A 14,158-nucleotide genomic window follows, 5' to 3' on the forward strand; every position below is an offset into this window, starting at 1 on the left:
TAATTCAATAATTTAAATATAACTGTATTACAATATAGTGAATATTTAAAAGGCTTTGAATGAAAAGTAGAGAAAGTAATTTAATTAAAATTATTGCTATTGGGCCATTGATTTTTATTCCCTTATTTGTAATTGCAATTATTTTAATAATAATTATTGAACATGAACAAAATTTTGAAAAGACATTATCAAAAGTTGAAGAAAATCTTATAAATATTGAAAAGAAAGCAATTAAATCAAAAATAGATGGTATTTCTGACTTAATTGCTTACCAAAATAATCTTACAGTAAAAAAGCTAACACTAAGAATAAAAGATAGAGTCAATACTTCATATAAAATTGCAGTAAATATATATAATAAGTACAAAAATACAAAAACTCAAAAAGAGATAGAATCTTTAATTATCACATCTTTAGCACCTCTATCTTGGAATAATGAAGAGAGTTTTATTTTTGTATTAGACTATGCTGGTATATTTCACTTAGCCCCAAGTTATTTAAAACACTTAGAGGGAACTTCAATAATTAATTTTCAAGATGCAAATGGTAGATTTGTAATTAAAGAAGAGATAGAAATAGCAAAGACAAAAAAAGAGGGCTTTTTGTGGGATAAGTTTACAAAGCCAAGTGATCCAACTAAAAGTATCTATGATCAAGTTGTTTTTGTAAAAGCCTTAGGTTTTTATAACTTATATTTGGGTTCAGGCGAGTATTTAGATACAGCTTCTAAAATAAGTACTAATGAAATACTAAATGCTATTCAAAAGATAAGTGAAAATACAAGTGATTATATTTTTGCTTTTGATGCAAATGGTAATATTCTATTAAATGATAGCACACCAGAATATATAAATAAGAACTTCAATAATATCAAAGATAAAAGTATACAAAATGTTTATTTTGCTTTATTAAAAAGTATAAAGAATGATGATAATAAGTTTTCAAGATACAGTTGGATAAATCCTGAAACAAACAAAGAAGAAGTAAAGTATAGTTATGTAAAAAAAGTACCAAATACAAACTGGATAATTGGAACTGGTTTTTATGAATCTACAATAAAAGCAAATGCTGCAGTACAAGTAACAAAACTCTATGAAGATTATCATATGAGAATAAGTTATATTATGACTATTGGTTTTATATCAATACTTATATCTTTGGTATGTTCATATTTAGTATCTAAGTATTTAAAATCACAATTTTTAAAATATAAAAATAGAATTTTAAATAAATCAAGTGAGTTAAAGCAACTAAATAGATCATTAGAGGATAAAGTAAAAGATAGGACAGAAGAGCTTGAAAGGTCAAGAGAGTCCTTAGAAGTATTGGCTACAACAGATGCCTTAACTAAAATTCATAATAGATATTCAATTATGAATATCTTGGAGCAAGAGATACGAAAATTTAAACGATATGGTGGTAATTTGTGTATAGCACTATTTGATATAGATAAGTTTAAAGATATCAATGATACTTATGGTCATGATGTAGGAGATATAGTTTTATCTGATCTTTCTTCGTTTGTAAATAACTTTTTAAGAGAAAGTGATATTATAGGACGATATGGGGGAGAAGAGTTTATAATAATATATCAAAATACTATGCTAGAAGATGCTTGTATCGTATCCCAAAGAGTTAGAAAAGGTGTTGCAGAACATAAATTTAATGAAAATATAAAACAAGTAACTATAAGTATAGGACTAGTAGAGTATCAAAATGATGAATCAGTAGATGAACTATTTAAAAGACTAGATATCCTGTTATATAAGTCAAAGAATGAGGGTCGAAATAAATTGTCTTTTTGATATAAGCTTGATTCTTAAAAGGTAAAGATTTGTTGAAGAAACCAAGATAGTGGTTCTTTGAGTGAAGGAACTTACACGTGTAAGTGACTGAAAGAAAAGGAGCAATATCGCAGAGTTTCTACGACAAAGCTTTTCCTTTTTATTTTACTTTTTCTATGTATTCACCAATTCTTGTGTCACATTTGATAATGTCACCTTCAACTAAGTGAAATGGGATTTGTACAACTGCCCCTGATTCTAATGTAGCTGGTTTTTTACCACCTTGAGAATCACCTTTGAAGTTAGGTGGAGTTTCTACTATTTTAAGTTCAACTGTCATTGGTGCTTCAACAGTGATTGCCTTTCCATTAAAAAACATCATATCACAGCTCATACCATCAATAATCCAATCAAATGCTTCACCCACTTGATCATAACTTAGACCAATTTGTTCATAAGTATTATTATCCATAAATTGTAATAAGTCACCATCATCATATAAAAATTGCATAGTTTTTTGTTCTAAATCTGGAGTTGCACATTTATCACCAGCATGAAAAGTTTTTTCAATAACTTTTCCATTTAGAAAAGATTTTATTTTACATCTAACAAATGCAGCACCTTTTCCAGGCTTAACATGTTGATATTCTGTAATTTTATAAGGGATTCCATCTAATTCGATTTTTAATCCCTTTTTTAATTCACTCATTCCTATATTTGCCACAATAACCCCTTATTAAATTTCTACATAAGAAACTGAAATTGCAGCTTCTAAGTTTTCTAATTGTTTTAAAACTTCATGAGAAACAAAAGTATCTACTAAGATAACAGCTAAAGCTGAATCTTTTCCTCTAGATAATCTAAAGTCAGCAATATTGATGTTGTTGTCACCTAAAGTTTTTCCAACTGTACCAATTACTCCTGGAATATCAGAGTTTCTTAAAAGAATCATATTACCTTTTGGCGCAATATCAAATACAAAACCATTGACTTCAACTATTCTTTGAACATTTTCATCAAATACAGTTCCCGAAATAGTATTTACACCTTTTTCAGTAGTGATTTTTACAGTGATTTTATTGCTATAGCCACTGCTATTTGTTATTTCGCAAGTATCAAATTTGATACCTTTTTCTTCTGCCCAAAATTTTGCATTTACATAATTAACTTCATCTCCACCAGAAACCTTTAAAGCTCCAACAGTTGCAAAAGTCAGAAGTGAATCTAAATACTCTTTGATTTCACCTTGTGCACAAACACTAATAGATCTAATTGCACTTTTATCACTTTGTGCACTTAAAAATGCTATTTTTTGAGTCAGCTCAATATATGGTTTTACAAAAGAAGGAATTTTGCTTTCATCTATTGGAAGGTTTAGAGCATTTGGATAGGCAATACCTCGTGCAGACTCAATTGCATTTTCTGCAGCTTGAATAGCTATTTGTTTTTGTGATTCTTTAGTATTTGCACCTAAGTGTGCAGTTACTGTAATATTTGGTAAATCTAATAATGGATTATCAATTGCTGGTTCTTTTATAAATACATCAATTCCAGCCATTGAAATTTTTCCTGATTTTAGGTTATTATATAATGCTTCTTCATTATATAATCCACCTCTAGCACAGTTTATTAAAATCACACCATCTTTCATTTTAGCGATTTGGGCTTCACCAATCATATTGATAGTTTCTTGGTTTTTTGGTGTATGTATTGTAATAATATCACAAGACAAAATATCATCAAAATTTGTAGTATATGTAATACCTAAATCAGTTGCTTTTGTTGAAGGGATATAAGGGTCATACGTAACTACATCCATTTCAAAAGCTTTTGCTCTTAATGCTACTCTGTGACCAATATTTCCAAAACCAATAACTCCAAGTTTTTTACCATATAGTTCTCTTCCATACCAATCTTCTCTTTTCCAAACTCTATCATTTTTTAATTGATTGTGTGCATAAGGAAACTTTCTCATACAAGACAGCATGTGAGTCATTGTAAGTTCAACAGCTGCTATTGTATTGGCAGTTGGAACATTCATAGCAATAATACCTCTTTTGCTACAACCTTCCATATTAACATTGTCATAACCTACACCAGCTCTAATAATTGCTTTTAAATTAACTGCTGCATTTAAAAACTTCTCATCAACATCTGTTGAAGATCTTGTGATTGCTACATCTGCATCTTTTATTACATCTAATAAAGTAGTTTTATCAATATCTGCAGCAAAAACATAATTAATGTCTTCTGCAGATTTAAGTATATTTAGTCCATCTTCATGGATATGATCACAAACTACAATTGTATGTTTACTCATTCTACTAAATCCTTGAATTATTTCATTTGGTCTTTTAATAAGTCACCTAAAGTCATAGATGAATCATCATTAACAGATTTTAGGATTTCTCTCTCTTGTTGTTGCTCTAATCTTTTGATTGATAATCTAACTCTATTTCTATTTGTATCAATATTTACAACAACAGCTTCAATCTCTTTACCAACTTCTACATCTTCTGGTGTTAAAGGACCAAAGTCTTCATTTCTAACTAATCCATCTAAATTGTCTTCAATTTTAATAAATAGTCCGAAATCTTTAAGATCTTTAATTGTTCCTTTTACAATATCACCAATTTTGTGAGTTGATTGGAATTTTTTAGCAGGAGAATCTGTAATATCTTTGATTGATAATGAGATATTCTCTTTTTCTCTATCAATTTTGATAATTTTAACTTCAAGCTCATCACCTTTTTTGTAAAGGTTTTTACATTTTGCATTACCTTCCCAAGAAGCTTCTTCGTTATGTAATAAACCATCAACATCACCAAGAGTAACAAATGCACCAAATTCTGTTAAAGTAGCTACTTTACCAGTAACGATGTCTCCAACTTTGTGCTCTTTTGTAAATTTTGCAAAAGGTTTTTCTTGAAGATTTTTTAAAGATACTCTTAACCTTTTTTTATCAACATCCAATTCAATAACTTCAACATTAACTTCATCACCTAATGTTAAAAGATCTTTTGGATTTTTAAGGTTTTTATTCCATGAAATTTCAGAAATATGTAATAAACCTTCAATATCATTTCCTAAGTCAACAAATGCACCATATGATTCAAAGTTTGAGATAGTTACAGTAATTGTATCACCAACTTCTAATTCGTCTCTAATCTCTTCCCAAGGATTAGCAAGAGCTGCTTTAACAGATAATGATAAGTGTTGTTTAGTTTTGTCATAAGATAGAACTTTAACAGTAACTTCATCACCTTCAGCATAATAATTAGATGGATTTACTGGACCTTTGTATGAGATTTCATTGTAGTTTACTAAACCATCAATTCCACCTAAATCAACAAACATTCCATAAGATGTGATTTTTTTAATTGTTCCATTGATTGGATCATCATTTTCTAGAAATTGAGCAACTTTTGCATCTTTTTCTAGTTTTGATTCTTCAATAAGTTTTTTTCTAGAAACTATAATAGAACTTTGAGCTTCATTTATTTTAAGAACTTTTGCTTTAACTTTTTTACCTAGTGCACCTTGAGCTTTTAAGTATGATTGTGCCATAGGCATGAAGTATTCACAACCGTTATCATCTTCAATAATAAATCCACCTCTTGGTTTTATAGAGATAATTTTACCTTCAATAGTAACATCTTCTAAATCTTCAGTATGTTCTTTAACAAAAGCATCAAATTTTTCTTTTTGTAAAACTTTCTTATGTGAAATAGAAGGTTTTTCACCTCTTGTACCCATTAATATAACAGGAAGTGTGTCTCCTACTTTATATTTAACTTCACCACCTGAAGTGATTTCAGAAATATGTAGTCTTCCTTCAACTTTTTGACCTACATCAACAGAAACATTTTCACCAGAAATTTCAACAATAACACCATCAACTACAGAGTTGTTCTCCGCATTTTCGAAAGACTCATTAAGCATTTGCTCAAAGTCAAAGTCTTCACCAATTTCAATATCTTCGATACCCATATTTTTCCTTCGTATAACCATTATTTATAAAATGCGATGATTATATCGAAGATTGGCTTAAACTACTATTTTAAATTATTGATTAATATTTTTCTATTTGGTTTACTACTTTTTGTATAACCCAATCTGGCGTTGATGCACCGGCTGTTATACCACAAAGGTTTTTATTTTTGAACCATGAAGCTTCTAGTTCTCTCTCATCTTCTAAAAGATAACTATCTTTACAATTCTCTTGGGAGATACTAAGAAGTTGTTTTGTATTTGAAGAGTTCTTACCTCCAATTACAATCATAATATCTACTTCTTTTGATAACTCTCTTGCTGCATCTTGATTTTCAAAAGTTGCATCACAAATTGTATTGAATACTCTTACTTCTTTATTTTTCAAAATTAAAGTGTTTACGATTTCTAGATATTTCTCTTTTTTCTTTGTAGTTTGTGCAATGGTTGCAACTTTTGAGTATTTAAAAGTTATTTTATCTAAATCCTCAGGTTCAAGAATTACAAAAACATCATCTTGATCTTTTGCATAAGATTGGACACCTAAAACCTCTGGATGATCTTCATCCCCAAAAATTATAATAGAGTATTGTTCTTGAGACATTTTTTTTACGATTTGCTGAGGAGTTGTAACAAAAGGACAAGTTGCATTAATAACTTTTGCATCTTTTGCTTTTAAGTCTTTTAAATCAAATTTTGGAATGCCATGTGTTCTAATAATAATAGTATCTTTATCTTTTACTTCATCTAATGTGGTATATAGTCCTACATTATAATCATTTTTAAGTCTATCAATTTCATTTTTATTGTGAATAAGAGGTCCCATTGTTGCAGAGTTTTTATACTCTTCTGCAATTTTTATAGCTCTTTTTACTCCAAAACAAAATCCATAAGATGATGCTAATTTTACCTTCATAAATTGTCCTTAAAAATAGTCCCTCTTTTTAAGGGACCTTTTCTTTTATAACTTCTTAAAAGAAGCAAATCCTAAAGAGAACAATTAATTGTCCTTTTAATTTTTTAAAGTATCTAATATCTCTTTAAAGTTTGGAAAAGAAGTTAATATACAATCTACATCTTCTATTTCCATACCCGAATTTAAACCAGCTATTGCAAAACTCATTGCAATTCTATGGTCTCCATGAGAGTTAATTGTAGCTTTTTGAAGCTTTCCACCAGTTATTTCATAACCATCTTCAAACTCTGTATAATTTACACCACAAAGTTTTAAGTTATTTACTACTGAACTTATTCTGTCACTCTCTTTTACTCTTAACTCTTTTGCATTTGATACTTTTGATTTTCCATTTGCTAAACTCATAGCAATACTAAGTGCTGGAAGCTCATCAATTAGCCATGAAATATTTTCACTAACATCTACACCATTTAATTCTTTATTGGCTACTACAATGTCTCCCATAGGTTCATATATATTTTCATTTTCAATAAACTCAAGATCTGCACCCATTCTTTTTAAAACTTGATAAGCTTCTATTCTAGTTGGGTTTAAAGTCACATTTTTAATTGTTACTTTTGCATTTGGAGTAATAGCAGCTGCTACTGCAAAGAAAAATGCAGAACTAGGATCTGTTGGTACTGTTATATTTAAAGGTTTTAAAGTAGATGTTAGTGGATGAATATTTATATATCCATCACTATCATTTTCCAATTTTGCACCCATACCTTTTAACATTCGTTCTGTATGATCTCGAGTTAGTTCATTCTCTTTATATTTTGAAACTCCATTTGCTCTTAGGGCTGCAAGTATCATTGCTGATTTAACTTGTGCTGAATCTACAGGTGAGTTATAAACAAAAGGTTTTAACTCTTTTACACCTCTTATAAATAAAGGAGCTTTATTACCATCTTCTCTACCATCAATTTTTGCACCAATGCTTCTGAGGGGATCTGCTACTCTTTTCATGGGTCTTGAGTGAAGATATTTATCTCCTACAAGTGTAAATGCCCCATCAATAGATGCTAAAAAACCACAAAAAAGTCTCATAGCAGTTCCTGAGTTTCCACAATCTAAGACATTAGTTGGTTCACTCAAAAACTCTTTTGGAGTAATAGTAACAGTTGAGCCATCTCTTTTAATAGTAGCACCTAATTGTTCAACTATTGAAAGGGTGTTTAGTGTATCTTCTGCTGTTAAGAAATTCTTAATATGTGATGTTTCATTACTAAGTAGTGAAAACATCGCGCATCTGTGAGAGATAGATTTATCACTTGCAATATTATCAATTACTATATCAAATGGCTTATTTAGAACATTTATGCTAAAACTCTGCATTTATCTTATTCCTATTCCTAAGACTGTATTTAATTTATCTAAAATACTACTCATTGTTTTTGTAATATCATCTTCTTCTAATGTTTTTTCAAAACTTTGTAGAACAAATCTTATTGTTAAACTCTCTTCATCACCTAATTTTTCATCACTATATGTATCTACTAGGTTAAATTGTTGAATTGTATCATCTTCAATACTATTAATTACATTTCTTATTTTAGAGTATGAAATACTTTTTGGAACAATTAAACTTAAATCTCTTTTTGAAGCTTGGAATTTAGAATATTCATGTGCTTTTACTAAGCTATTCTCAATTTTGTCAAAATCAATTTCAGCAATAAATGTATCTGGTAAGTCATAATCATTTGCAACATTTGGATGTAACTTGGAGATAAAACCAATTGTTTCATTGTTTACAATTACATTGGCATTTTGAAATGGATGTACTAATGAATTTGTAATTTCATTCATTGGTTCTAAATCAAAGCTTCCAATACTATTTGCTATCTTTTTAGAAAATGTAAAAAAGTCAATAAGTTTTGGTTTTCCATTATTTAAAAAAGATTCATGTTCACTATCACCACTAAAAATAAAAGAGATCTTTTTTGATTCTTTTCTAGAACTATCAAAAACTGTACCAATCTCAAAAAATGCAACTTTTTTAAATCCCTGTTTAAAGTTGTTTGAGCAAGCTTCAATAAGGTTTGTTATTATTGTTGTTCTATAAGTATTTAGTTCATTTACAATTGGATTTAAAATATCAAGTTTTTCATCAACAATATCAAGATTATATTTTTCAAGAGTCTCTTTACTTGTAAAAACATAAGTTAAGGTTTCAAAAAAGCCATCTTCTACAGCTTTTGCTCTTATTTTATTTTTTTTGATTATTTTTTCAGAAGCTTCATTTACTCTATTTACTTCTTCTATTTGTAATGGAGTTGATTCAATATTATCAATACCTACTATTCTTACAACTTCTTCAGTAATATCTGCAATATTTTTTATGTCATGTCTAAATTGTGGCACTTGAACTGATAAAACACCTGAACCACCATCTCTTACTATAAATTCTAATCCACTTAATATCTTCTCAATTTTTACTTTTGTAAATGTTTTACCAACAATTGAACTTACTTTTTTAATACTTACATCTATTGATAATCTCTCTTTATCTTCTGTAAATACCTCATATCCTCTATAAAGTTTTGCTCCAAATTTTGAAATTAATGTTGTGAAGTATTCCATACCAGATTCAATATTTGGTTCAGATCCTCTTGATGTTTTATAATATACTTCACCTGTTTTTATTTTTTTCTCAAATACATTTTTTGATAACTCTTCAGGGTTATTATATGAAGCTTCTAGAATATATGTATTATCTTCTTTATTGATTGCTTCATTTTTAATACTAATAGTACTTAATCTATCTTTTCCATGAACTTCGTCAAATCCATTTTCAGATTTTTTAATATGAAGTACTGATAATTCATTTAAAGTGTCACAATCAGATTTTGCATAAGCATGTAGAGTTACACTTGTTGAGTGAGTAGCATATGTCAAGATATTTTCAATATCACAATCTTTATAAAGGTCTAAAATAGCAACTCTTAATTTATATAATAAAGGAACTTTTAACTCTTCAAAGTCACCAGCTTTGTATATTAGAGAGGAATTAATTGCACTATCACACTCTATTTCAAGCAGTTGCCCAATACCTTTGTCATTGTACTCTAGGTTTTTTTCTTGCTCATATATATTTATCCCATAACAAGCACTTAATTCTCTAGCAACACCATGAATACTTAAACAGTCACCTCTGTTTGCTGTTAATTCTATATCAATAATATCGTCATTGATAAGTCTATACTCATTTAACTCTTTTCCAATAACTAGCTCACCAATAGAATCATCAAGTTCTAAAATGCCATCATTTAATTTAGGAAGTCCAAGTTCTGTTGAAGAGCAAATCATACCTAATGATTCTACACCTCTAAGTTTTGCTTTTTTTATTTTAAAGTCAGCTCTTAATACACAGCCAACAGTTGCTACAGGTACATATTGACCTGCTGCTACATTTTTAGCACCACATACTATTTGTGAAACTTCATTTCCAATGTTTACTTGACAAATTGATAATTTATCTGCATCTGGATGTTTTTCTTTTGATTCAACATATCCAACTACTACACCAGAAGGTATTCTAACCTTTTCTAGGGAATCAACTTCTAAACCAATTGAGTTTAATTTTTTGCAAATATCGTTTATATCAATTTTTGATATATCTATAAAATCTTCTAACCATCTTTTTGTAATAATCATTTAAATTGTCCTAATAGTCTTAAATCACTTTCAAATAGAGATCTTAAATCTCCAATATTATGAATTAGCATAGCAAATCTCTCTACTCCTAATCCAAAGGCATAACCTGAAACATCTTCATATCCAACAGATTTAAATACATTTTCATCTACAATCCCACAACCTAAAACTTCAAGCCAACCTGTATATGAACAAACTCTACAACCTTCACCTTCACAAAATACGCAAGAAATATCTACTTCTGCTGAGGGTTCTGTAAAAGGGAAAAATGATGGTCTAAATCGTACTTCAACATTTCCAAACATATGTTTTAAAAACTCTTCAAGTACATGTTTTAAATTGGCAAATGAAATTTTATCAGAGCTATCTACTACTAACCCTTCTATTTGATGAAACATAGGTGTATGTGTAATATCATAGTCTCTTCTAAATACTGTACCTGGTGCTATCATTCTTATTGGGGGTTTTTGTGATAGCATTGTTCTTATTTGTACAGGAGAAGTATGAGTTCGTAAAAGGGTATAGTCTTTATTGTAAAAAGTATCTTGCATATCACGTGCTGGATGATATTTAGGAAGATTTAGTGCTTCAAAGTTATGAAAATCATCTTCTACTAAAGGGCCTTCTTCAACTGAAAAGTTTAAGTTTTGAAAATATGTAATGATTCTATCCATTGTATCTGCAACTGGATGAAATGCCCCACATGTTAGGTTAGTATTAAACCTAGAAACATCAATTTTTTCTGCTTCAAGTTTTTTATTTAATTCTATTTTTTCTAAAATCTCTTTTTTTGCTTCTAAAGCATTGTTTATTTCAACTTTATTATTATTAAGATTTTGTGCAAAAGCTTTTTTCTCTTCATTTGGAATATCTTTTAATCTTGCAAACTCTTTAGTTAAGAAACCTTTTTTACCAAGTATCTCAATTCTTAGATTTTCTAAGGTTTCTATAGAATCAGCAGATTCTATTTTTTCGATCCACTCTCTCAATTATTTCCCCTGTTTTCATTTATATAAAAGGTGATTATTGTACTTAAGTTTTTATTAGAGTTTGGTTATAATAAAATTTAATACTATTAAAAGGAATTATAGATGTGCATTTTTTGTAAAATTGTAAATGGAGAGATTCCAAATAAAACTATTTTAGAAGATGAAAAATTTTTAGCTTTTGAGGATATCAATCCTTCATGTAAAGTACATATTTTAGTTATCCCAAAAGACCACTACACCTCATTTGATGTAGTACCACCTAAAATAATGGCTGGCATGACAGAGTTTATTCAAAAAGTTGCTTCAAAATTAAATTTAAGAGATGATGGCTATAGACTTATCACTAATATTGGTGAACAAGGTGGGCAAGTTGTGCATCATTTACATTTTCATATTTTGGGTGGAGAGTATGTTGGAAGATTAGTTGGGGATAAAACAAAAGAGTAAAAAAAGAGATTTTCTCTTTTTTACTATTTTTGAGTAAAGCTACCTAGAGACATCAATTTTTGATATCTTTTTTCGTATCTTTCTTCTTTTGATAGCTCTCTTATTTCATTTACTGATTCAATAAAATAATCACCTAAAGCTTTTATTGCTTCTTCTTTTGATCGATGAGCTCCTATTAAAGGTTCATTTATAACATCATCAACTAAGTTAAGACTTTTTAGTGAATCTGCTGTGATTTTTAAAGAGTTAGCTGCAGTTTCAGCTTGAGCTGGGTCATTCCATAAAATAGCAGCACAACCTTCTGGTGAAATAACTGCATATACTGAGTATCTCATCATTGCTAATTTATCAGCAACTGAAATTGCTAATGCTCCACCTGAACCGCCTTCTCCAATCACAACTGATACAGTAATAGCATCAATATCTGAAAATTCGTATAAGTTTTTAGCGATAGCTTCTGATTGATTTCTCTCTTCTGCTCCAATACCTGGATATGCACCTGGAGTATCCACTAACATTAGTATTGGTAAATTGAATTTTTCAGCTAATCTTGCAGCTCTTAGGGCTTTTCTATATCCTTCAGGACTTGGCATACCAAAATTTCTTTTTAGTTTATTTTTAGTACCTCTACCTTTTTGCTCACCAATTACAACTACTTTTTCATTACCTATTTTACCTAAGTAACAAACTATTGCATTGTCATCATTAAAATGTCTATCGCCATGTATTTCATAAGCATCTGTTAAAAGACCTCTTATATAATCCATAGCATAAGGTCTATCTGGATGACGTGCAAGTTGAAGTTTTTGGTAATCAGTTAAATTTTTGAATGTCTTTTCAACTTCTTTTTCTAACTTTTTTTCTAGAATTTCAACTGCATGCTCATCAGATTTAGTTTTTGCAATTAGTATATCTTCTTCAATAGCTTTAATTTTTTCTTCAAATGTCAAATAAGTTGGCACTTCATTCCTTTTATTAAAAAGATTTAGATTTTAATATAAATTATTTTGTATATTTTTTAAATATAACTGAACCGTTAGTTCCACCAAAACCAAAGTTATTACTCATAACGATATCTAGGTTAACTTTTCTAGCAACATTTGGAACATAATCCAAGTCACACTCTTCATCTTGATTTATTATATTGATTGTTGGGGGAATAATACCATCATTTAATGATTTTATAGCAAAAATTGCTTCTATAGCACCTGCTGCTCCTAAACAATGACCAATTTGACCTTTTGTTGATGTTACTGGAGGACAGTTCTCTTTTCCACCAAATAACTCTTTGATAGCTTTTGTTTCATTTACATCACCAACTGGTGTAGAAGTTCCATGTGTATTAACATAATCAATTTTTGGATATTCACCACTATTTGATTTTACCATGTCAAATGCTGCTCTCATTGCTCTTAATGGACCATCCATTACAGGTGCAGTGATATGATTTGCATCACCACTTTCCCCAAAACCAATAACTTCAGCATAAATTTTTGCACCTCTTGCTAAAGCAGAATCTAAAGTTTCTACAACTAAAGCTCCTGCTCCTTCTCCCATAACAAAACCATCTCTATCTTTGTCAAATGGTCTTGAAGATGTTTGTGGGTCGTCATTTCTTGTTGATAGTGCTTTCATCGCCGCAAAGCCACCAATTCCAGCTCCACAAATAGCAGATTCTGCCCCAACAACTAAAATATTGTCAGCACCACCTAAGGCGATTGTTTTGACTGCATCTGCTAAAGCATGAGTTGAAGCTGCACAAGCAGTTACATGAGATAGACTTGGACCTTTTAATCCATGTTCAATAGAGATAAATCCACTTAACATATTTACTAAAGATGAAGGTATGAAAAATGGAGAAATTCTTCTTGGTCCCTTTAGTTCTAGTGTTCTTGAGTTACTTTCAATTGTAGAAAGTCCACCAATACCAGAAGCAGAGATAACTCCAAATCTATTTGAAATATTGTCATTGACTTTATTGCTATCTTCACTTACAAAACCAGAATCAATCATAGCTTCTTTTGCAGCTTTAATACCTAACTGAATAAATCTATCAGCTTTTTTTACTTCTTTTTTATCCATAATTGTTGTTGGGTCGAAATTTTTTACTTCTCCTGCAATCTTAACAGAATATTCTGCTGGGTCAAAAAGAGTAATTTCTTCGATTCCACATTTTCCTGCAACTACTGCATCAAATGAATCATTTACATTGTGTCCTAAACAATTTATAGTACCTAGTCCAGTTATTACAACTCTTTTCATCTATTTAAGCTCCATTGTGATTATAATTTATTTTATTTAAATTGTTCAATTTTTTTATAAAAATTCAAAAATTC

At 29.5% G+C, this 14,158-nt stretch carries 11 protein-coding genes; 2 read left to right on the forward strand and 9 right to left on the reverse strand.

Going from position 1 to position 14,158, the window contains the following annotated elements:
- The first annotated feature begins 59 nt into the window (after positions 1 to 59).
- Positions 60 to 1,805 carry a sensor domain-containing diguanylate cyclase gene (locus ACNI28_RS08525; protein ID WP_419763836.1) on the forward strand — a complete coding sequence of 582 codons (1,746 nt, stop codon included), beginning with the start codon at positions 60 to 62 and terminating at the stop codon, positions 1,803 to 1,805.
- A gap of 139 nt (positions 1,806 to 1,944) precedes the next feature.
- Here the strand turns inward: ACNI28_RS08525 and efp are convergent, their stop codons facing one another.
- From efp to pheS, 7 genes are all read right to left on the reverse strand, one after another.
- Entirely contained in the window at positions 1,945 to 2,508 is a 564-nt protein-coding gene (gene efp, locus ACNI28_RS08530) for an elongation factor P (protein ID WP_419763837.1), read from the reverse strand.
- A gap of 12 nt (positions 2,509 to 2,520) precedes the next feature.
- The gene (gene serA / locus ACNI28_RS08535) at positions 2,521 to 4,104 is read right to left on the reverse strand and encodes a phosphoglycerate dehydrogenase (protein ID WP_419763838.1); all 1,584 of its coding nucleotides are present in this window, start codon (positions 4,102 to 4,104) and stop codon (positions 2,521 to 2,523) included.
- A 17-nt stretch (positions 4,105 to 4,121) separates the two neighbouring features.
- Complete coding sequence (locus tag ACNI28_RS08540) at positions 4,122 to 5,774, reverse strand: 30S ribosomal protein S1 (RefSeq protein WP_419763839.1); 1,653 nt, start codon at positions 5,772 to 5,774, stop codon at positions 4,122 to 4,124.
- Between the two features lie 82 nt (positions 5,775 to 5,856).
- The gene (locus ACNI28_RS08545) at positions 5,857 to 6,690 is read right to left on the reverse strand and encodes a 4-hydroxy-3-methylbut-2-enyl diphosphate reductase (RefSeq protein ID WP_419763840.1); all 834 of its coding nucleotides are present in this window, start codon (positions 6,688 to 6,690) and stop codon (positions 5,857 to 5,859) included.
- 96 nt (positions 6,691 to 6,786) lie between these two features.
- Complete coding sequence (gene aroA, locus ACNI28_RS08550; protein WP_419763841.1) at positions 6,787 to 8,067, reverse strand: 3-phosphoshikimate 1-carboxyvinyltransferase; 1,281 nt, start codon at positions 8,065 to 8,067, stop codon at positions 6,787 to 6,789.
- Positions 8,068 to 10,386, reverse strand: coding sequence for a phenylalanine--tRNA ligase subunit beta (gene pheT, locus ACNI28_RS08555; protein ID WP_419763842.1), 2,319 nt, complete (start codon positions 10,384 to 10,386; stop codon positions 8,068 to 8,070).
- Positions 10,383 to 11,375, reverse strand: coding sequence for a phenylalanine--tRNA ligase subunit alpha (pheS, locus tag ACNI28_RS08560; protein WP_419763843.1), 993 nt, complete (start codon positions 11,373 to 11,375; stop codon positions 10,383 to 10,385). Before pheS ends, pheT begins: the two co-directional genes overlap by 4 nt.
- Positions 11,376 to 11,477: 102 nt before the next feature.
- Between pheS and ACNI28_RS08565 the strand changes: the two genes are divergently transcribed.
- Positions 11,478 to 11,822, forward strand: coding sequence for a histidine triad nucleotide-binding protein (locus tag ACNI28_RS08565; RefSeq protein WP_298749880.1), 345 nt, complete (start codon positions 11,478 to 11,480; stop codon positions 11,820 to 11,822).
- Between the two features lie 23 nt (positions 11,823 to 11,845).
- Here the strand turns inward: ACNI28_RS08565 and accA are convergent, their stop codons facing one another.
- Positions 11,846 to 12,784, reverse strand: a complete 939-nt coding sequence (accA, locus tag ACNI28_RS08570) for an acetyl-CoA carboxylase carboxyl transferase subunit alpha (RefSeq protein ID WP_298749878.1) — start codon at positions 12,782 to 12,784, stop codon at positions 11,846 to 11,848.
- Positions 12,785 to 12,824: 40 nt separating this feature from the next.
- Positions 12,825 to 14,084, reverse strand: a complete 1,260-nt coding sequence (locus ACNI28_RS08575; RefSeq protein ID WP_419763844.1) for a beta-ketoacyl-ACP synthase II — start codon at positions 14,082 to 14,084, stop codon at positions 12,825 to 12,827.
- Positions 14,085 to 14,158: the final 74 nt, after the last annotated feature.

Source organism: Arcobacter denitrificans (SeqCode), assembly GCF_048571185.1.
Classification (GTDB): Bacteria; Campylobacterota; Campylobacteria; order Campylobacterales; family Arcobacteraceae; genus Arcobacter; species Arcobacter denitrificans.

Coding starts and splice junctions, on each gene's coding strand:
- ACNI28_RS08525 (WP_419763836.1), top strand. CDS start 60: ATGAAAAGTAGAGAAAGTAATTTAATTAAAATTATTGCTATTGGGCCA.
- serA (WP_419763838.1), bottom strand. CDS start 4,104: ATGAGTAAACATACAATTGTAGTTTGTGATCATATCCATGAAGATGGA.
- ACNI28_RS08540 (WP_419763839.1), bottom strand. CDS start 5,774: ATGGGTATCGAAGATATTGAAATTGGTGAAGACTTTGACTTTGAGCAA.
- ACNI28_RS08545 (WP_419763840.1), bottom strand. CDS start 6,690: ATGAAGGTAAAATTAGCATCATCTTATGGATTTTGTTTTGGAGTAAAA.
- aroA (WP_419763841.1), bottom strand. CDS start 8,067: ATGCAGAGTTTTAGCATAAATGTTCTAAATAAGCCATTTGATATAGTA.
- pheT (WP_419763842.1), bottom strand. CDS start 10,386: ATGATTATTACAAAAAGATGGTTAGAAGATTTTATAGATATATCAAAA.
- ACNI28_RS08565 (WP_298749880.1), top strand. CDS start 11,478: ATGTGCATTTTTTGTAAAATTGTAAATGGAGAGATTCCAAATAAAACT.
- ACNI28_RS08575 (WP_419763844.1), bottom strand. CDS start 14,084: ATGAAAAGAGTTGTAATAACTGGACTAGGTACTATAAATTGTTTAGGA.